The sequence below is a fragment of the Pseudomonas sp. OV226 genome (assembly GCF_003148705.1).
GTDB lineage: Bacteria > Pseudomonadota > Gammaproteobacteria > Pseudomonadales > Pseudomonadaceae > Aquipseudomonas.
The window spans coordinates 140,469-159,683 of the sequence record NZ_QGGS01000006.1; the positions used below are offsets into that span (position 1 = coordinate 140,469).

17 protein-coding genes are annotated in these 19,215 nt (G+C 58.9%); 8 read left to right on the forward strand and 9 right to left on the reverse strand.

Features of this window, described 5'->3' with window-relative positions; genetic code table 11:
* The first annotated feature begins 100 nt into the window (after positions 1 to 100).
* The gene (gene mltF / locus C7534_RS13495) at positions 101 to 1,561 is read left to right on the forward strand and encodes a membrane-bound lytic murein transglycosylase MltF (RefSeq protein ID WP_109786045.1); all 1,461 of its coding nucleotides are present in this window, start codon (positions 101 to 103) and stop codon (positions 1,559 to 1,561) included.
* A 125-nt stretch (positions 1,562 to 1,686) separates the two neighbouring features.
* Here mltF and pdxJ read toward each other — a convergent pair whose 3' ends face one another.
* The 8 genes from pdxJ to lptF all read right to left on the reverse strand — a co-directional run bounded on the left by pdxJ (position 1,687) and on the right by lptF (position 10,113).
* On the reverse strand, positions 1,687 to 2,430 hold the full coding sequence (pdxJ, locus tag C7534_RS13505) for a pyridoxine 5'-phosphate synthase (RefSeq protein ID WP_109786046.1): 744 nt from the start codon (positions 2,428 to 2,430) through the stop codon (positions 1,687 to 1,689).
* 48 nt (positions 2,431 to 2,478) lie between these two features.
* On the reverse strand, positions 2,479 to 3,165 hold the full coding sequence (recO, locus tag C7534_RS13510) for a DNA repair protein RecO (RefSeq protein ID WP_109786047.1): 687 nt from the start codon (positions 3,163 to 3,165) through the stop codon (positions 2,479 to 2,481).
* Positions 3,166 to 3,338: 173 nt separating this feature from the next.
* Complete coding sequence (gene era, locus C7534_RS13520) at positions 3,339 to 4,241, reverse strand: GTPase Era (RefSeq protein WP_046028999.1); 903 nt, start codon at positions 4,239 to 4,241, stop codon at positions 3,339 to 3,341.
* On the reverse strand, positions 4,234 to 4,923 hold the full coding sequence (gene rnc, locus C7534_RS13525; RefSeq protein ID WP_017340629.1) for a ribonuclease III: 690 nt from the start codon (positions 4,921 to 4,923) through the stop codon (positions 4,234 to 4,236). Before rnc ends, era begins: the two co-directional genes overlap by 8 nt.
* A 185-nt stretch (positions 4,924 to 5,108) precedes the next feature.
* Positions 5,109 to 5,963, reverse strand: a complete 855-nt coding sequence (gene lepB, locus C7534_RS13530; RefSeq protein ID WP_109786049.1) for a signal peptidase I — start codon at positions 5,961 to 5,963, stop codon at positions 5,109 to 5,111.
* Positions 5,964 to 5,968: 5 nt separating this feature from the next.
* Positions 5,969 to 7,768, reverse strand: a complete 1,800-nt coding sequence (gene lepA, locus C7534_RS13535; RefSeq protein WP_046028997.1) for a translation elongation factor 4 — start codon at positions 7,766 to 7,768, stop codon at positions 5,969 to 5,971.
* 172 nt (positions 7,769 to 7,940) lie between these two features.
* Entirely contained in the window at positions 7,941 to 9,002 is a 1,062-nt protein-coding gene (gene lptG / locus C7534_RS13540) for an LPS export ABC transporter permease LptG (RefSeq protein WP_109786050.1), read from the reverse strand.
* Positions 8,995 to 10,113 (reverse strand): LPS export ABC transporter permease LptF, encoded by a 1,119-nt coding sequence (gene lptF / locus C7534_RS13545; protein WP_109786051.1) that lies wholly within the window; start codon positions 10,111 to 10,113, stop codon positions 8,995 to 8,997. Before lptF ends, lptG begins: the two co-directional genes overlap by 8 nt.
* 307 nt (positions 10,114 to 10,420) lie before the next feature.
* Between lptF and C7534_RS13550 the strand changes: the two genes are divergently transcribed.
* From C7534_RS13550 to rlmF, 5 genes are all read left to right on the forward strand, one after another.
* The gene (locus C7534_RS13550) at positions 10,421 to 11,911 is read left to right on the forward strand and encodes a leucyl aminopeptidase (protein ID WP_109786052.1); all 1,491 of its coding nucleotides are present in this window, start codon (positions 10,421 to 10,423) and stop codon (positions 11,909 to 11,911) included.
* Between the two features lie 60 nt (positions 11,912 to 11,971).
* Entirely contained in the window at positions 11,972 to 12,400 is a 429-nt protein-coding gene (locus C7534_RS13555; RefSeq protein WP_109786053.1) for a DNA polymerase III subunit chi, read from the forward strand.
* A gap of 8 nt (positions 12,401 to 12,408) precedes the next feature.
* Positions 12,409 to 12,798, forward strand: coding sequence for a hypothetical protein (locus tag C7534_RS13560; protein WP_046028992.1), 390 nt, complete (start codon positions 12,409 to 12,411; stop codon positions 12,796 to 12,798).
* 124 nt (positions 12,799 to 12,922) lie between these two features.
* Positions 12,923 to 15,769, forward strand: a complete 2,847-nt coding sequence (locus tag C7534_RS13565; RefSeq protein WP_109786054.1) for a valine--tRNA ligase — start codon at positions 12,923 to 12,925, stop codon at positions 15,767 to 15,769.
* A gap of 266 nt (positions 15,770 to 16,035) precedes the next feature.
* Positions 16,036 to 17,058, forward strand: coding sequence for a 23S rRNA (adenine(1618)-N(6))-methyltransferase RlmF (gene rlmF, locus C7534_RS13570; RefSeq protein WP_109786055.1), 1,023 nt, complete (start codon positions 16,036 to 16,038; stop codon positions 17,056 to 17,058).
* A gap of 102 nt (positions 17,059 to 17,160) precedes the next feature.
* Here rlmF and C7534_RS13575 read toward each other — a convergent pair whose 3' ends face one another.
* Entirely contained in the window at positions 17,161 to 17,442 is a 282-nt protein-coding gene (locus tag C7534_RS13575) for an HU family DNA-binding protein (protein WP_007905514.1), read from the reverse strand.
* 394 nt (positions 17,443 to 17,836) lie between these two features.
* Here C7534_RS13575 and yejK point away from each other — a divergent pair, with 394 nt between their 5' ends.
* Both yejK and C7534_RS13585 read left to right on the forward strand, forming a co-directional pair.
* On the forward strand, positions 17,837 to 18,841 hold the full coding sequence (gene yejK, locus C7534_RS13580; protein WP_007944833.1) for a nucleoid-associated protein YejK: 1,005 nt from the start codon (positions 17,837 to 17,839) through the stop codon (positions 18,839 to 18,841).
* The gene (locus C7534_RS13585; RefSeq protein WP_046028989.1) at positions 18,841 to 19,191 is read left to right on the forward strand and encodes a glutaredoxin family protein; all 351 of its coding nucleotides are present in this window, start codon (positions 18,841 to 18,843) and stop codon (positions 19,189 to 19,191) included. Before yejK ends, C7534_RS13585 begins: the two co-directional genes overlap by 1 nt.
* The last annotated feature ends 24 nt before the right edge of the window (positions 19,192 to 19,215 follow it).

Here is a 19,215-nt window from a genome sequence, read left to right on the forward strand (position 1 = left end):
ACCCATTCCTGCGGGCTCCGGAGCCGTTTTCAATTGCCTAGCAGACAAGCCCTTCGCTGTCGAGATATGGCGGCCGTGGTCCTTTGCGTATACTGCGCAGATGTTTTCCCCAATGGCTTTGCGTCCGCGGTACGCCAAATGGCTGATCGCAACCGGACTCTTCCTGGTGCTCAGTGGATGTGTTGATAAACCCAACACGCTGGAGCGCGTAAAGGAGGATGGCGTGCTGCGGGTGGTTACCCGAAACAGTCCCGCCACCTACTTCCAGGATCGCAACGGTGAAACCGGCTTCGAATACGAGCTGGTGAAGCGCTTCGCCGACGATCTGGGGGTGGAGCTCAAGATCGAGACCGCCGACAACCTCGACGACCTGTTCAATCAGGTGGGCACGCCTAACGGCCCGGTGCTGGCGGCTGCCGGCCTGGTCAGCAGCGAGGAACGCCAAAAGCAGGTCAGGTTTTCCCACTCTTACCTGGAAGTCACCCCACAGGTCATCTACCGCAACGGTCAGTCACGGCCAACCGATGCGGGTGATCTGGTCGGCAAGAAGATCATGGTGCTCAAGGGCAGCACCCACGCCGAGCAGTTGGCTGCGCTTAAACAGAAATATCCCGGCATAGAATACGAAGAGTCCGACGCGGTTGAAGTGGTCGACCTGTTGCGCATGGTCGATGAAGGTCAAATCGACCTGACGCTGGTCGACTCCAATGAAGTGGCGATGAACCAGGTGTACTTCACCAACATTCGCGTCGCCTTCGACCTCGGCGACGCCAGCAACCAGAGCTGGGCGGTGGCCGCCGGCGAAGACAACAGCCTGCTCAACGAGATCAACGCCTACCTCGACAAGGTGCAGAAAAACGGCACCCTGCAACGCCTGAAAGACCGCTACTACGGGCATGTCGATGTACTCGGCTACATGGGCGCCACTACGTTCGCCCAACACCTGCAACAGCGGTTGCCCAAGTACGAGCAGCACTTCAAGGCATACGCCAAGAAAGAAAAAGTCGACTGGCGCCTGCTGGCGGCGATCGGCTATCAGGAATCTTTGTGGCAACCGGCCGTCACGTCCAAGACCGGCGTGCGCGGCCTGATGATGCTGACCCAGAACACCGCGCAAGCCATGGGCGTGTCCAACCGCCTGGACCCCAAGCAAAGCATTATGGGCGGCGCCAAGTACCTGGCCTACATGAAGGATCAACTGGACGAGTCGATTCAGGAACCGGACCGCACATGGTTTGCCCTCGCGGCCTATAACGTTGGCAGCGGTCACCTGGATGACGCGCGCAAACTGGCGGCGAAGGAAGGGCTGAACCCGGACAAGTGGCTGGACGTGAAGAAAATCCTGCCGCGCCTGTCAGAGAAGAAGTGGTACAGCAAAACCCGTTACGGCTACGCCCGTGGCGGCGAGCCGGTGCATTTCGTGGCGAACATCCGTCGTTACTACGACATCCTGACGTGGGTCACGCAGCCTCAGCTTGAAGGTGACCAAGTGGCTGAGGGCAAACTGCTTGTACCTGGGATCGACAAGACCAAGCCCGCTCAAGAGCCTGCGCCGCTTTAACTATCACCAAAACACAATGTGGGAGCGGGCTTGCCCGCGATAGCAGAGTGTCAGTTAACGATTCTATTGACTGACACGACGCCATCGCGGGCAAGCCCGCTCCCACAGGGTTTTGTGTTTGCTCTTTAAGCTTTTGCGGCGGCCAGGATCAACGCTTTCATCTCCGACACCGCCGACTTGAAGCCGACGAACAACGCATGCGCCACCAGCGCGTGGCCGATGTTCAGTTCATTGATACCTTTGATCGCTGCCACCGCTTCTACGTTGTGGTAGTGCAGACCGTGCCCGGCGTTGACGATCAAACCCTGAGCCAGGCCAAACGCGACACCGTCAGCCACACGCTTGAGTTCTTCAGCCACCTCCGTCGGCGTCTCGGCATCGGCGTAACGACCGGTGTGCAGTTCGATGGCGGGGGCACCGACGCGGCGTGAAGCTTCGATCTGCCGCTCATCAGCGTCGATGAACAGCGACACCTCACAACCAATCTTGGACAGGCGATCGACGGCCGCTTTAATTCGCGCTTCCTGCCCTGCTACGTCGAGGCCACCTTCGGTGGTCAGTTCCTGACGAGTCTCCGGGACCAGGCAAATGTGCGCCGGACGGATGCGCTCGGCGAACACCATCATTTCTTCGGTGACGCCCATTTCGAAGTTCATGCGGGTTTGCAGCACGTCCTTGAGCAGCAGAACGTCGCGCTCCTGGATGTGCCGACGGTCTTCGCGCAAATGCACGGTGATACCGTCAGCGCCCGCCTCTTCCGCATCCAGCGCTGCCTTGACCGGGTCCGGGTAGCGAGTACCCCGAGCCTGACGCAGGGTGGCAACATGGTCGATGTTCACGCCAAGAAGAATGCGATTGCTGGTGGTCACGGAAGCGCTCCTGAAGAAGGTAAATTCGGTGCACAGCATACGGGGAGACTACGGCTTGCGAAACAACTCGCGACTGACCAGCGGACGACCGCCCAGATGGACAGCAAGCGCCTGACGCATCAAACGCTTGGCCGCTGACAGTGCGCCGGGGGCGGACCAGTCGGCATCGGCCATGGCCAGCAGCTCGGTGCCATTGAACAGACCGGGTTGCAGCAGGTAGACCCGCTCCAGGCCCGCGTCCACCTGCAGACGGTAGAGCCCGTCCGGGGCAATGAGCTCGCCATGGAGGTCAGTGGTCAATGCAAAACCGTAACCGAGATCGTCCAGCAGGCGCCATTCGAAGGAGCGCAGCAACGGCTCCAGCGGACGACCCTCTGCTAACGCCAACAACGTCGCAGCATAGTGATCGAACACAGCGGGATGAGGGTCTTCGGCGGGCAGCAGACGAATCAATAGCTCATTGAGATAGAGGCCACTGAACAGCGCCTCGCCATTGAGCCAGGTCGATACACCGGCGCTTTCCATGCGACCGACATTCTTCAACTCCCCCCTCCCACGGAACTCGACCTCCAGCGGCACGAATGGCCGCGCCAACGTCCCGGCCTTGCCCCGCGCACTGCGCAACACCGCCCGCAGCCGACCTTGCGGCGTGAGGAAATCCACCAACGCACTGCTTTCGCGGTAGGCGCGGGAGTGGAGAACGTAGGCGAGTTGGCCGATGGGAGGGTGTGACATGGACGTCAGGGTTCTCTGTGAGCGAGCGCAATTTTACAAACAACCAAAACCAATGTGGGAGCGGGCTTGCCCGCGATGGCGGACTCACATTCAACATCTCTGCCGAACATTACATCCTCATCGCGGGCAAACCCGCTCCCACAAGGTTCTACGGTGTCTCAGCAACCGAGACTTTACAGGTCGCCGTAACCCAACGAACGCAACGCGCGCTCGTCATCGGACCAGCCGCCTTTCACTTTGACCCAGAGGTTGAGCATGATCTTGGAGTCGAACAACAGCTCCATGTCCTTGCGCGCCTCGGTGCCGATGCGCTTGATGCGCTCGCCCTTGTCACCAATGATGATTTTCTTCTGGCCGTCACGCTCAACGAGGATCAAGGCATGAATGTGCAGGGTCTTGCCCTGCTGCTTGAACTCTTCGATTTCGACGGTGATCTGGTACGGCAGCTCGGCACCCATCTGGCGCATGATCTTCTCGCGCACCAGTTCTGCGGCGAGGAAACGGCTGCTGCGGTCAGTGATTTGGTCTTCCGGGAAGAAGTGATCGTTTTCCGGCAGATGCTCGGCGATCACGCGCTCCAGCGTTTCAAGGTTGTGCCCGTGCTGGGCCGAGATCGGCATGATCTGCGCGTTCGGCAGCTGTTCCTGCAACCAGGTCAGGTGCGGCATCAACTCGGACTTGTCTTCGATACGGTCGGTCTTGTTCAGCGCCACGATCAGCGGGCCGGTCACGTATTGGACGCGCTCGAGGACCATCTGGTCTTCGTCGGTCCACTTGGTGCGGTCAACCACGAAGATCACTACGTCGACGTCTTTCAACGCCGCCGAAGCGGTCTTGTTCATGTAGCGGTTCAGCGCCTTTTCGCCGCCCTTGTGCATGCCCGGGGTATCGACGTAGATCGCCTGCACGGCACCTTCGGTCTTGATCCCCAGCATGTTGTGACGGGTGGTTTGCGGCTTGCGCGAGGTGATCGCCAGCTTCTGACCCAGGATGTGGTTCAGCAGCGTGGACTTGCCCACGTTGGGACGGCCGACGATGGCAACATAGCCACAGCGAGTTGCGGTTGTATCAGTCATTGCCATTCTCCACACCCAGGGCAATCAGTGCTGCGGCGGCCGCTACCTGTTCGGCAATACGACGACTCACACCCTGACCTCGGCTTTTTTCGTTCAGTAAGGTGATTTCGCATTCGACGAAGAACGTCCGGCAATGCGGTTCACCCTGGATATCCACCACTTCGTAACGCGGCAGCTCACAGCCACGCGATTGCAGGAATTCCTGCAGGCGGGTCTTTGGATCTTTGTTGGTGTCCACCAGGGTCAAGCCCTCGAACTCCCCGGCCAGCCAGGCCAGTACGCGCTCACGTGCCACGTCCATGCCGGCGTCCAGGTAGATCGCACCAATCAGCGCTTCCAGGGCATCGGCCAGAATCGACTCGCGACGGAAACCGCCACTTTTCAACTCACCGGAACCCAGGCGCAGGTATTCACCCAGATCAAAACCACGGGCCAGTACGGCCAGGGTCTCACCTTTCACCAAGCGTGCGCGCAAACGCGACAGCTGGCCTTCGCGGGCCAGAGGGAAGCGATCGAACAGCGCCTCGCCTGCGACGAAGTTGAGGATGGCATCACCGAGGAATTCCAGGCGTTCGTTGTTGCGCCCGGCAAAGCTGCGGTGAGTCAGGGCCAGGACCATCAGTTCCTGATCCTTGAAGGTGTAGCCGAGCTGACGCTCTAGACGGCTTAAGGAGACGCTCACGGTTTACCCACGCTGAGTTCGTGGTTGGATTCCACCGCCATCGCCGAGAGTCGACGCAGGCCTGGGACAATTAACGCTGTGTTCAAAAATAACGTCCTGAATATCATTGGCTTCATGCTTCCGGCCCCGAAATCTATCGGTTCCAAAAATGCATTCGGCGCTGTGTTCAACAGCGCCGTGTGTGATTACTTGATCAGGCCAACCCGCGAAAAATTCGGCAGGTGACTGAGTTTAGGTTCCGGCCAGCTCATCCAGACTGCGAAGGCCTTGCCGACGATATTCTTGTCGGGAACCATGCCCAGCAGATCCTTGGGAATAGTTGGGTCATCCCAATAGCGACTGTCATTGGAGTTGTCGCGGTTGTCACCCATCATGAAGTAGTGCCCGGCAGGCACGGTCCACGAATGGTCCGGTGTTGCGCGATAGCGGCTCATTTCCTTGCGGATCAGGTGCTCGGCAACGCCGAGTTTTTCCTTATAGAGCTCAGCGCTACCCAGCGTTCCCGGCTCGGAGCCGACCATTTGTTCGGCAATCGATTCGCCGTTGACGAACAGACGCTTGTCAGCAGTGTAGCGAATCTTGTCACCCGGCAGGCCCACTACACGCTTGATGTAGTTGACGTTCGGATCGCTCGGGTAACGGAACACCATCACATCGCCGCGCTGTGGATCACCGACTTCGATGACTTTCTTGTCGATCACCGGCAGGCGGATCCCGTAAGAAAACTTGTTCACCAGAATGAAGTCGCCAACGTCCAGGGTCGGTTTCATCGAGCCGGAAGGAATCTGGAACGGCTCCACCAGGAACGAACGCAGGACCAGCACGATGAACAACACCGGGAAGAACGACTTGCCATATTCGACCAGCATCGGCTCTTTGTTCAGTTTCTCGACCACCTGCACATCAGGCTGGCTGACGCTACCCTGATAGGAGGCAATGGCGGCACGCCGACGCGGGGCCAGCAAAACCATATCGAGCAACGCCAACAAGCCGCAGACGAACACGGCGATGACCAGCAACAGCGGGAAATTTAGTGACATAGGACCTAACTATCCAACCTGAGCACTGCAAGGAAGGCTTCTTGTGGAATTTCCACGTTGCCGACTTGCTTCATGCGTTTTTTACCGGCCTTTTGCTTTTCCAGCAGCTTTTTCTTACGGCTGACGTCACCACCGTAGCATTTGGCCAATACGTTCTTTCTCAGCGCCTTGACGGTTGTCCGCGCCACAATCTGCCCGCCAATGGCGGCCTGGATTGCCACGTCGAACATCTGCCGAGGAATCAGTTCCTTCATCTTCTCGGTCAACTGGCGACCTTTGTAGTGCGAGTTGTCACGGTGCACGATCAGCGCCAGGGCGTCGACCTTGTCACCGTTGATCAGCACATCCAGTTTCACCAGGCTGGCCGATTGATAACGATCGAAATGGTAGTCCAGCGAAGCATAGCCGCGACTGGTGGACTTCAGACGGTCGAAGAAGTCCAGCACCACTTCGTTCATCGGCAGGTCGTAGGTCACTTGTACCTGGGAGCCGAGGAACAGCATGTCGACCTGTACGCCGCGTTTCTCGATGCACAGGGTAATGACGTTGCCCAAGTGCTCTTGCGGCACAAGAATATTGGCCCGCACGATCGGTTCGCGCATGTCTTCAATCGAGGACAGGTCCGGGAGTTTCGACGGGTTATCGACGTAGATCGTCTCGCCGGTCTTGAGCAGCAGCTCGAAGATTACCGTCGGCGCCGTGGTGATCAGGTCCAGGTTGTACTCGCGCTCCAGGCGCTCCTGGATGATTTCCATGTGCAGCATGCCGAGGAACCCGCAACGGAAACCGAAGCCCAGGGCATCAGAACTTTCCGGGGTGTACTGCAGCGATGAGTCGTTGAGCGTGAGCTTTTGCAGGGCTTCACGGAAATCTTCGAAGTCGTCGGAGCTGACCGGGAACAGACCGGCGTAAACCTGCGGCTGGATACGTTTGAAGCCTGGCAGTACATCAACGTCCGGCGTCGAGCTCAAGGTCAGGGTGTCGCCCACTGGCGCGCCGTGAATGTCCTTGATGCTGGCGATGATGAAGCCCACTTCACCGGCCTTCAGGTCAACGGTAGGGGTGTGTTTCGGGTTGAATACACCGACGCTGTCCACCAGGTGGATCTTGCCGGTGGATTTGACCAGGATCTTGTCGCCCTTCTTCACACGCCCGTGGCGCACGCGTACCAGGGAAACAACGCCCAGGTAGTTGTCGAACCAGGAATCGATGATCAACGCTTGCAGCGGATCTTCGTAGTTGCCAGTCGGTGCAGGAATGGTGGCGACCAGACGCTCGAGCACTTCGTCGACGCCCAGACCGGTCTTGGCCGAGCACTCGACCGCATCGGTAGCGTCGATGCCAATGATTTTTTCGATTTCTTCTTTCACGCGATCCGGATCGGCCTGCGGCAGGTCGATCTTGTTCAGGACTGGCATGACTTCCAGGCCCTGCTCGATCGCCGTGTAGCAGTTGGCAACCGACTGCGCTTCAACGCCCTGACCGGCATCGACCACCAGCAATGCACCTTCACAGGCCGCCAGCGACCGGCTGACTTCGTAGGTGAAGTCAACGTGGCCGGGGGTGTCAATGAAGTTCAGCTGATACTTGATGCCATCGCGTGCGGTGTAATAAAGGGTGACGCTATGGGCCTTGATGGTGATCCCGCGTTCACGTTCCAGGTCCATGGAGTCCAGCACCTGGGCCTCCATTTCGCGCTCGGCAAGGCCACCGCACATTTGAATGAAGCGGTCGGCCAGCGTCGACTTGCCATGGTCAATGTGGGCGATGATGGAGAAATTGCGGATATGACTCAAATCACTCACGGATCAACACTCAAAAAGGCTGCAGGCATAGCCCGCCGAAAAATAGCCGGGAATTGTACCTGATCCGCGGTGCAAGCGTCACGTTCACAGGTCAGACGGCGGGTACAAAAACGCCCCGGTCTTGCGACAGGGGCGTTTCTTCATGGCAGGCAACGACAGGAGAAGCCCGTAATCAACCGGCTCGGCGCAACAGCCAGACACCGGCCAGGGCACAGACGCCGGCCGGGATCAGCACCGCAAACAGCGGCGAGAAACCGAACACCAGGCTCGAAGGCCCCAGCAAATCCTGGACGATACGGAAGGTGAACCCCACCAGTACGCCGGTGAATACTCGCTGACCGAGGGTCACCGAGCGCAAAGGACCGAAGATGAATGAGATCGCCATCAGGACGAGCGCGGCGGTGACCAACGGCTGCAATACCTTGACCCAAAACGCCAGCCAGTAACGGCCGTTGCTCAAGCCCTGGTCTGCCAGGTAGTGGATGTAACCCCACAGGCCGGAGATCGACAGCGACTCTGGTGCCATGACCACGGTATCCAACAATTGCGGGCTCAGGGCGATTTCCCAGCGCTCGACCGGCGTCGTCACCACTTCGGTGCTCTTTTCATGGAACACCGTGGTCGTGATGTCGGATAGCTGCCAGTGATCCTTGTCGAACTCGGCACGCTTGGCGAAGCTGGATGACAGCATGCGCCGCTCGTTATCAAAGCGATACCGCGTCACGCCATACAGCAGGCCGTTGGGCTGCACGGAGTTGACGTGAATGAACTCCTCACCCTGGCGATGCCACAAGCCGTGCTTGGCGCTTTGCGCATCGCCGCTGCCTTGAGCCAGCGAGCGATTGGCCTGAGCCGTCACTTCGGTGGCCGGCGCGACGTATTCGCCGATCAGTACACCGACTGCCATCAGGATCAGCATCGGCCTCATGACCGCCCAGACGATACGGCCGATCGATACGCCTGCGGCGCGCATGATGGTCAGTTCACTGTTGCTGGCCAGGCTGCCCAGACCAATCAGACATCCGATCAGCGCGGCCATTGGCAACATGTCGTAAAGACGGCGCGGCGCCGTTAGAAAGACGTAGCTGGCCGCATCAAGCAAGGTGTAGGTATCGCTGATTTCCCCCATCTCATCGATGAAGGCGAAGAGCGTCGCCAGGCCAAGAATGATCCCAAGCACGGCCAGAATGGCCACAAACACGCTGCTACCGATGTAGCGATCGAGCTTAACCACGAGCCACCTCCAACGCGCTGCGGCGACTCGCCATTTTCAAGCGCAACGGCTCCCAGTACAGCAATCCGAGACCAATGATCAGGAACAACCCGTGAACCCACCACAACCCCAGGGCTGGCGGAATCTTGCCCTTATCAAGAGCACCGCGAGCGGCAATCAGGATGGTCAGGTAAGCCATATAAAGAAGAATCGCCGGCAGCAACTTGAGGAAGCGACCCTGGCGCGGATTGACTCGCGCCAACGGCACCGCCATCAGGGTCACGATGAAAACCAGCAACGGCAGGGACAGCCGCCATTGCAGTTCAGCGCGCAAGCGAGTGTCGTCGCTGCCGATCAATGAACGGGTAGACATTGCATCACGGTCGGTCACTTCGTCGCTGACGTCCGGTTTTGGCAGCAACACGCCGTACTCGTCGTATTTGATCGCACGATAGTCGGCCTGCCCCGGATTACCGTCGTAGCGATAACCGTTGTCGAGAATCAGGTAGCGGTTGCCGTCCGGGCGGATTTCCTGACGGCCCCTTTCGGCCACCAGCACGGAAATCCCGCGATCCTTCTGGTCAGAGCTGGTGTTTTTTTGCGAAATAAACACGCCGCCCAGTTTGACGCGGTCATCCGTCAGCGTTTCGGTGTAGGTCACGCGAGTTCCGTCACGCAGGGCCTGGAAGCGACCCGGCTCGAGGGTGTCGAACTCGGTCAGGGCGTCCTGCTTGTTCAGCAACAACTGGAACTGATTGGCACCTTGTGGCGCCAGGCCCAGGCTCAACCACGCCACCACCAGCGCAACCAGCGTGGCCGGAAACAGCGTCATGGCGAGCAGACGCTGCTGACTCATACCGGTTGCCGACAACACCGTCATTTCGCTTTCAAGGTACAGGCGACCGTACGACAGCAGGATCCCGAGAAACAGGCCCAGAGGCAGGATCAACTGCAGGAAGCCTGGCAGACGGAACCCCATGATCAGGAACAGGGAGCCGGGATCCAGCAGGCCAGCGGCCGCCTGGGCAAGGTATTTGATAAAGCGACCGCTCATGATGATGACCAGCAGCACGGCGCTGACGGCGCTCAAGGTCAACAGGACTTCGCGGGATAGATAACGGAAGACAATCAAACCAGACACTCCAGGGTTGTCAGGCTAAGGCGGCCAAACAAGCAAACGTATCAGGCGCCCCACAGGACAGGGCCGCCGAAAAAGATGGCGCATTATCCTGTGATTGAGTGCGCCTGTCACTGCGCATGCTCAAGCTGGCGGTCAATGCGTTGAAGATCGTACAACCGAGGGTTGTCAGGCGCAGGGAGCGAGGTTCAAACTGCGGCCTTTGTCGCAGGCCGTGACCTGCGTCTTCCATCTATATAAGCAAGCGTCTGTGCGTCGCCGTTTTGCCCACGCACGTTGACCATTATTCAGGGACCCGGACATGGAACTGGTTGTAAAAAGCGTTAGCCCAGAAACGTTGAAGACCGCCACGCTGGTTGTCGCCGTCGGCGAAGGCCGCAAACTCGGTGCCGTGGCCAAACAACTGGACGAATTGAGCGGTGGTGCGATCAGCGCAGTGCTCAAGCGTGGCGACCTCGCCGGCAAAGTCGGCCAGAGCCTGTTGCTGCACAGCCTGCCGAACCTGAAGGCCGAGCGCGTTCTGTTGGTAGGCGTGGGCAAGGACGAAGAACTGGGCGACCGCCCGTTCCGAAAAATCATTGCCGGCGTACTCAACACCCTCAAAGGCCTGGGCGGCAACGATGCGGTACTGGCCCTGGATGAAGTCGTGGTCAAAGGCCGCGACAGCTACGGCAAGACCCGCTTGCTGGCGGAAACCCTGGTGGACGGCGAATACAGCTTCGACCAGTTCAAGAGCCAGAAAGCCGAACCCCGCGCCCTGAAGAAAGTCACCTTGCTGACCATCAAGGCTGCACAGGCTGAAGTCGAGCGCGCCGTGGCCCACGCCACTGCCATCGCCAACGGCATGGCCTTCACCCGTAACCTGGGCAACCTGCCGCCAAACATCTGCCACCCGACGTTCCTCGGCGAACAGGCCAAGAACCTCGGTAAAGAATTCAAGACCCTGAAAGTCGAAGTCCTTGATGAAAAGAAGATCAAGGAACTGGGCATGGGTTCGTTCTACGCCGTCGGCCAGGGCAGCGCCCAGCCACCGCGCCTGATCGTCATGCAATACAACGGCGGCAAGAAATCCGAGAAGCCATACGCGCTGGTCGGCAAAGGCATCACCTTTGACACGGGCGGCATCAGCCTCAAGCCTGGCTTGGGCATGGATGAAATGAAGTACGACATGGGCGGCGCCGCCAGCGTATTCGGTACCCTGCGCGCCGTGCTTGAGCTGAAACTGCCGATCAACCTGGTGTGCATTCTGGCCTGCGCCGAGAACATGCCGAGCGGCAACGCTTCGCGCCCGGGCGACATCGTCACCACCATGAGCGGCCAAACCGTGGAAATCCTCAACACCGACGCCGAAGGCCGTCTGGTGCTGTGCGACGCCCTGACCTACTCCGAGCGTTTCAAGCCACAAGCGGTGATCGATATCGCCACCCTGACCGGCGCTTGCGTCGTTGCACTGGGCGCCCACACCTCGGGCCTGCTGGGCAACAACGACGAACTGATCGGCCAATTGCTCAGCGCCGGCAAGGCTGCCGACGACCGCGCCTGGCAACTGCCGCTGTTCGATGAATACCAGGAGCAACTGGACAGCCCGTTCGCCGACATCGCCAACATTGGCGGCCCGAAAGCCGGCACCATCACTGCTGCCTGCTTCCTGTCGCGCTTCACCAAGAACCTGAACTGGGCACACCTGGATATCGCCGGCACCGCATGGACCAGCGGCGGCAAGGACAAGGGCGCCACTGGCCGTCCGGTTCCATTGCTGACCCAATACCTGCTGGACCGCGCCAAAGCCTGAAACCGATGACCCTGAACGGCGTCACTTTAGGGTGACGCCGGTCAAGGCTCAGGAACCGCAATGACCAAAGTCGACTTCTATATCCTGCCCAGCGCCGATCCTTCGGCTCGGCTGGATTTCGCCTGCAAGCTCACCGAAAAAGCCTGGCGCATGGGCCACCGCATTTACTTGCACTGCAGCGATGCCGCCCAGCGCGAGGAGCTCGATGCACGTTTGTGGGCGTTCAAGGGCGAAAGCTTCGTGCCTCATGGTCCTGCCGAAAGCGAACCGCAGAGCTTGATTGTGCTGGGGCTTGGCGATGACTGCGGTCAGCACCAGGATCTACTGGTCAATCTCGACCTGAAAGTGCCGGCATTCGCCAACAAATTCGCCCGCGTGGCGGAAGTGGTGGTGGAAGAGCCGATGATTCGTGCGGCTGCGCGGGAGAGTTTCCGTTTCTACCGCGAACAGGGCTATCCTCTGCAAGACCACCGTTTACAGCGACTCTGAGCATTCCGATGGACACTCCGAAACCGCAACAACAGTCCGCGCACCTGCTGGACGACCTCGAGTCGATCCGCCAACTGCTCGGCGATGACAACCTGCAACCACCGCTGCTGACCGACACGGTCGTTGACGGTGACCAGGAGCAGATTCCCATGTTGTTCGAATCTGTCGACAACGCGCCACAGCCCGTCGAACCCCCTTCACCGCCAGCCGCAGCCGCGCAACCATCACCGCCCCCGAGTAAAGGTCCCGACGCCCTGCTGCATCTGGACAGCGAATTGCGCGCTGCCGCGCTGTTGATCATGCAGGACGTGATCGACGACTTCGCCCCGCACATCGAAACCGAAATCAAACGCCGGCTGGATGCGCGGATGGAACGGTTGCTGAGCCAGTACGAATAACTCCCACAGTAGATCAGCGCTGTATTTGATACAGCGCCCTGTCCGCACCTGCTCGCCCTCTGCCCCTTGCCCCGCTATACTTGCCGGCTTTTCCTGAATAAATGCCAATAGGGTCCCGCCGCGCATGGATAAGACCTACCAGCCGCACGCCATTGAAGCTTCCTGGTACAACACCTGGGAGTCAGAGAATTACTTCGCCCCGCAAGGCGCGGGCGAGTCCTACACCATCATGATCCCGCCGCCGAACGTCACCGGCAGCCTGCACATGGGTCACGGCTTCAACAACGCGATCATGGACGCCCTGATCCGTTTCCGCCGCATGCAGGGTCGCAACACCCTGTGGCAGCCGGGCACCGACCACGCCGGTATCGCCACCCAAATGCTGGTGGAACGCCAACTCGAAGCTCAAGGCCAGAATCGTCACGATCTGGGTCGTGAGAAGTTCCTCGAGAAAGTCTGGGAGTGGAAAGATCAGTCCGGCGGCAACATCAGCCGTCAGATCCGCCGCCTCGGCTCGTCCGTGGATTGGAGCCGTGAGCGCTTCACCATGGACGATGGCCTCTCGGAAGCCGTAAAAGAAGCCTTCGTACGCCTGCACGAAGACGGTTTGATCTACCGCGGCAAGCGTCTGGTCAACTGGGACACCAAGCTGCACACCGCGATTTCCGACCTTGAAGTGGAAAACCACGACGAGAAAGGTTTCCTGTGGAACCTCAAATACCCGCTGGCCGACGGCGTAAAAACCGCGGAAGGCAATGACTATCTGATCGTCGCGACCACTCGCCCGGAAACCATGCTCGGCGACGCCGCCGTGGCCGTTAACCCGAACGACGAACGCTACAAAGCCCTGATCGGCAAATTTGTCGAGCTGCCTCTGGTTGGCCGCCGCATTCCGATCATCGCCGACGATTACTGCGACCCTGAATTCGGCACCGGTTGCGTGAAAATCACCCCGGCCCACGATTTCAACGACTACGAAGTCGGCAAACGCCACAACCTGCCGCTGCTGAACATCTTCGACAAGAACGCGGCCGTACTGCCGGCCTGCCAGGTGTTCAACCTCGACGGCACGCTGAACGACAGCATCGACGGCAAGATCCCGGCCGAATACGTCGGCCTCGACCGTTTCGAAGCGCGCAAGCAAATCGTTGCTGCATTCGACGCTGCAGGCCTGCTGGTCAGCGTCAACGATCACGCCCTGAAAGTGCCGAAAGGCGACCGTTCCGGCACCATCATCGAGCCGTGGCTGACCGACCAGTGGTACGTGTCGACCAAGCCATTGGCCGAGCCGGCCATCGCCGCCGTTGAAGACGGCCGCATCGCCTTCGTGCCAAAACAGTACGAGAACATGTACTTCTCGTGGATGCGTGACATCCAGGATTGGTGCATCAGCCGTCAACTGTGGTGGGGCCACCGGATTCCGGCCTGGTACGACGAGTCGGGCAAAGTCTACGTCGGTCGCGACGAAGCCGAAGTTCGCGCCAAGAACAACCTCGGTCCGGACGTTGTACTGCAACAGGACAACGACGTTCTCGACACCTGGTTCAGCTCGGGGTTGTGGACCTTCTCCACACTCGGCTGGCCTGAGCAGACCGAATTCCTGAAGAAATTCCACTCCACCGACGTGCTGGTGACGGGCTTCGACATCATTTTCTTCTGGGTTGCCCGGATGATCATGCTCACCATGCACCTGGTGAAAAACGAAGACGGCACACCACAGGTTCCGTTCAAGACCGTCTATGTTCACGGCCTAGTGCGTGATGGCCAAGGCCAGAAAATGTCCAAGTCCAAGGGCAACGTCTTGGACCCACTGGACATCATCGACGGCATCGAGCTGGAAGAGCTGGTGCAGAAACGCACCTCCGGCATGATGCAGCCGAAACTGGCGAAGAAGATCGAGAAGCAGACCCGCGAGGAGTTCGCCGACGGCATCGCCAGCTATGGCACCGACGCCCTGCGTTTCACCTTCTGCTCGCTGGCGTCCACCGGTCGTGACATCAAGTTCGATATGGGCCGCGTTGAAGGCTATCGCAACTTCTGCAACAAGATCTGGAACGCCGCGCGCTATGTTCTGGACAAGGGCGAAGACTGCGGCCAGAACGGTGAAGCCTTTGAGCTGTCCCTGGCGGATCGCTGGATCATTTCGCAGTTGCAACGCACCGAAGCCGAAGTGACCCGTCAACTCGATCAGTTCCGCTTCGACCTGGCGGCACAAGCCTTGTACGAGTTCATCTGGAACCAGTATTGCGACTGGTACCTGGAACTGTCCAAGCCTGTGTTGTGGGACGAGAACGCACCGGTCGAACGCCAGCGTGGCACCCGTCGCACCCTGGTTCGCGTACTGGAAGTTGCGTTGCGCCTGGCGCACCCGTTCATGCCATTCATCACCGAAGAAATCTGGCAGCGCCTGGCGCCGCTGGCCGGTATCGAAGGCAAGACGATCATGCTGCAACCTTGGCCAGTGGCTAACGAAGCGCGCATTGATCAGGCCGCCGAAGACGACATCGAATGGCTCAAGGGCTTGATGCTCGGCACACGCAACATCCGTGGCGAAATGAACATTGGTCCAGGCAAGCCGCTGCCATTGTTCCTGAAGAATGTCAGCACCGAAGACCAGCGTCGCCTCACCGAGAACGATGCCCTGCTGAAGAAACTGGCGCGTCTCGAATCGATCACTGTTCTGGCTGCCGGCGAAGAAGCACCGCTGTCTGCCACGGCACTGGTTGGCGAGATGGAAGTGCTGGTACCAATGGCTGGCCTCATCGACAAAGGTGCGGAACTGGCGCGTCTGGACAAGGAAATCCAGCGTTTGCAAGGTGAAGTGCAACGCGTCGGCGGCAAGCTGTCCAACGCTGGCTTCGTCGACAAGGCCCCGGCCGAAGTGATCGACAAGGAGCGCGCCAAACTGGCTGAAGCCGAACAGGCTTTGAGCAAGTTGGCCGAGCAGCATGCGCGGATTGCCAGTCTGTAACGGCAAATCGCAATGAAAAAGGGAGGCCCGCAACGGCCTCCCTTTTTTGTGCCTGTCACTTTATAACTAACAACGACTATTCCTGTAGGAGCCGAGCTTGCTCGCGATGGCGGCTGAACATTCGACATAGATGCAGCCTGACCGTCCGCCATCGCGAGCAAGCTCGGCTCCTACGGGAATCTGTGTTGCTTCTGATATTGCGTTCCCAAGAGCTGGATGTGGGACAATACCCGCCACTTTTAGCCATACCCGAATCGACCTCGCCCATGAACGCCCCCCGCACACCTAGACCTGCGCGTAAAAAGCCTGACACCGCGACCCCGGCCAAAGCCGTGGAACCGCGCGAAAAAGCCAGCCTTCACCCGCGCAACCGCCATCAGGGTCGTTACGACTTCCCGGCGCTGATCAAAACCACGCCGGAACTGGCGAAGTACGTGATCATCAACCCGTACGGCAAAGAAAGCATCGACTTCGCCAGCCCCGATGCGGTGCGTGTGTTCAACCGGGCGTTGCTCAAGTCGTTCTATGGCATCGCGCATTGGGACATCCCGGCTGATTACCTGTGCCCACCGGTTCCGGGTCGTGCCGACTACGTGCACTTCCTCGCCGACCTGTTGGCCAGCGTCAATGACGGTGAAATCCCTCGCGGCGCGCCAGTCAAAGTGCTCGATATCGGCATGGGCGCCAACTGCGTTTATCCGTTGATCGGCTACAGCGACTATCGCTGGCACTTCCTCGGCTCGGAGATCGATCCGACGGCCGTGGCCGCTGCCAAAGCCATCGTGCAGTCCAACGGGCTGAACAAAGCCATCCAGCTGCGTCAGCAAACCAACCCCAAGCACATTCTGCTGGGCCTGCTGGAGCCGGGCGAACGTTTTGACCTGACCATGTGCAACCCGCCGTTCCACGCCTCGATGGACGAAGCGACCAAGGGCAGCGAGCGTAAGTGGCGCGCCTTGGGCCGTGCCGACCCGAAACGTAAATTGCCGGTGCTGAACTTCGGCGGACAATCGGCTGAGCTGTGGTGCGAAGGTGGCGAGGCGCGGTTTGTCACGCAATTGATCGCCGAGAGCGCCCATTTCCAACACAAAGTGCTGTGGTTCAGCACCCTGGTGTCGAAGGCTTCAAATCTGCCAGCGATCCAGACCGCCTTGAAAAAGGCCGGCGTCCTGGAAAGCCAGGTGGTGGAAATGTCCCAAGGACAAAAGCAAAGCCGCTTCGTTGCCTGGACCTTCCAGACAAAATCCGAACAGCAAGTGTGGCGTGAACGCTGGGCTCGTAAAAGCTGATTAGCGACTGCAACAGCGGCTGACCGCCGGTCAGTCGCTGAATCGCAGACACAAAAAAACCGTGCCCGGATTGCTCCGGAGCACGGTTTTTTTTAACAAGTCTTACTTGTTAACAGCGTCGGTCAGGCCTTTGGCCACAACCAGCTTGATAACTTTCTTGGCAGCGATTTCGATGGCAGCGCCAGTCGAAGGGTTACGGCCAGTACGGGCAGGACGCTCAGTCACTTTCAGTTTGCCGATACCTGGCAGAGTGATTTCGCCGCCGTTTTCCAGCTGATCAGCAACGATTTGGCCCAGTTGGTCCAGAGCGTTACGCGCGGTGGTTTTTGGCGCGTCGATGGCTTCAGCGATGTCGGCGATCAGTTGGTCTTTAGTAAGAGCCATGTAGTGTTCCTTCCCTATCAAATTCATATGGATTGCAGAGTGCAGTGTCAGCCATCGAGCCCGATCTTCTGGATCTGGCACCCTCGGCCAATAACCACTGGATCGGGGTTATAGATACCGAAATCAGGGTTTGGTTCGACCTGACAAATGCTGAATGCACGCTTAACGCAGTGACTTCGCGTAAGACGGGGCAAAACTAGCACAGAGACGGGGAAATATCCGCCTCTAGCTACCCATTTGGTCAGCTTTATTGCTCTAAATCGGGAAAAAAACGCATAAGCACCGTCGGTCGCCCGGGATTTGCCCTTCATCCCGCGCCAAAACCAGTGGTTGCGGTACACTTGGCACTTTTTCGGGGAGCACGCCCTCCTCTCTTCATTCAGCCGAGAAGCCCATGCCGATCCGTCATTGCATCGTCCACCTGATCGACAAAAAACCCGACGGCACACCCGCAGTTCTTCACGCCCGCGACTCTGAACTCGCCGAGTCGAGCGCGATCGAGAACATGCTTGCCGACCTCAATGAGAGCTACAACGCCAAACAAGGCAAGGCGTGGGGGTTTTTCCATGCCGAATCCGGCGCGCACCCGTTCAGCGGCTGGCTGAAGGAATACTTCGAGGGCGGCAAGGACTTCACGGCGTTCAGCCGGGTGGCAGTAGAGCACCTGCAAAAGCTGATGGAAGAGTCGAACCTCTCGGTGGGCGGCCACGTGCTGTTTGCCCATTACCAACAAGGCATGACCGATTACCTGGCCATCGCGCTCCTGCACCACAGTGAAGGCGTTGCAGTGACCGATCAGCTGGATGTCACCCCGTCCCGCCATCTGGATTTGGGCCAATTGCACCTCGCGGCGCGGATCAACGTGTCCGAGTGGCAGAACAACAAGCAATCCAAGCAGTACATTTCGTTCATCAAAGGCAAGAACGGGAAAAAGGTTTCGGAGTATTTCCGCGACTTCATCGGTTGCCAGGAAGGTGTCGACGGCCCTGGTGAAACCCGCACTTTGCTCAAAGCCTTCAGCGACTTCGTGGAAAGTGAAGATTTGCCGGAGGAATCTGCCCGCGAGAAGACCAAGACCCTGGTCGATTACGCCAGCAGCCAGGCCAAACTCGGTGAGCCCATGGGCCTGGAAGAACTCTCGGAGCTGATCGACGAAGAGCGCCCGAAAGCCTTCTACGATCACATCCGTAACAAGGACTACGGCCTGTCCCCGGAAATCCCGGCGGACAAACGCACCCTGAACCAGTTCCGCCGCTTCACTGGCCGCGCCGAAGGCTTGTCGATCAGCTTCGAAGCACACCTGCTGGGTTCGAAGATCGAGTACGACGAAGAAGCCGGCACGCTGATCATCAAAGGCCTGCCCACCCAACTGACCGACCAGCTCAAGCGACGCAACTGATGCTGAACAGCATCCTGAAGAAATTCCTGCTGATCGTGTTGGTGGTCGTGGTCTACCAGAACTGGGGCAAGATCGAGCGGGTGTTCAACCCCTCACAAGTCGTGTCAGAGCAGACGCAGGCCAAGGCCAACGTCGTGCTCTACGCGACCGACTGGTGCGGCTACTGCAAGCTGACCCGGCGTTTTCTCGACCAGAAAGGTATTCCGTACAAGGAATTCGACATCGAGAAAGATGCCGAGGCGCGCAAGGCTTATGAAGCCTTGGGTGGTGGCGGAATTCCGATCATCGACGTGAATGGTACGTTGATTCGCGGGTATGACCCGGATGCGATCCTCGCCGCATTGAAGTAACTCTTCGCCTCACACAATTCCTGT

Bases quoted from the DNA above. Each gene is read 5' to 3' on its own strand.
- recO (WP_109786047.1), bottom strand. From the start codon at position 3,165: ATGTCACACCCTCCCATCGGCCAACTCGCCTACGTTCTCCACTCCCGC.
- C7534_RS13550 (WP_109786052.1), top strand. From the start codon at position 10,421: ATGGAACTGGTTGTAAAAAGCGTTAGCCCAGAAACGTTGAAGACCGCC.
- C7534_RS13585 (WP_046028989.1), top strand. From the start codon at position 18,841: ATGCTGAACAGCATCCTGAAGAAATTCCTGCTGATCGTGTTGGTGGTC.
- C7534_RS13555 (WP_109786053.1), top strand. From the start codon at position 11,972: ATGACCAAAGTCGACTTCTATATCCTGCCCAGCGCCGATCCTTCGGCT.
- C7534_RS13575 (WP_007905514.1), bottom strand. From the start codon at position 17,442: ATGGCTCTTACTAAAGACCAACTGATCGCCGACATCGCTGAAGCCATC.
- rlmF (WP_109786055.1), top strand. From the start codon at position 16,036: ATGAACGCCCCCCGCACACCTAGACCTGCGCGTAAAAAGCCTGACACC.
- C7534_RS13565 (WP_109786054.1), top strand. From the start codon at position 12,923: ATGGATAAGACCTACCAGCCGCACGCCATTGAAGCTTCCTGGTACAAC.
- lepB (WP_109786049.1), bottom strand. From the start codon at position 5,963: ATGTCACTAAATTTCCCGCTGTTGCTGGTCATCGCCGTGTTCGTCTGC.
- era (WP_046028999.1), bottom strand. From the start codon at position 4,241: ATGACTGATACAACCGCAACTCGCTGTGGCTATGTTGCCATCGTCGGC.
- mltF (WP_109786045.1), top strand. From the start codon at position 101: ATGTTTTCCCCAATGGCTTTGCGTCCGCGGTACGCCAAATGGCTGATC.
- C7534_RS13560 (WP_046028992.1), top strand. From the start codon at position 12,409: ATGGACACTCCGAAACCGCAACAACAGTCCGCGCACCTGCTGGACGAC.
- yejK (WP_007944833.1), top strand. From the start codon at position 17,837: ATGCCGATCCGTCATTGCATCGTCCACCTGATCGACAAAAAACCCGAC.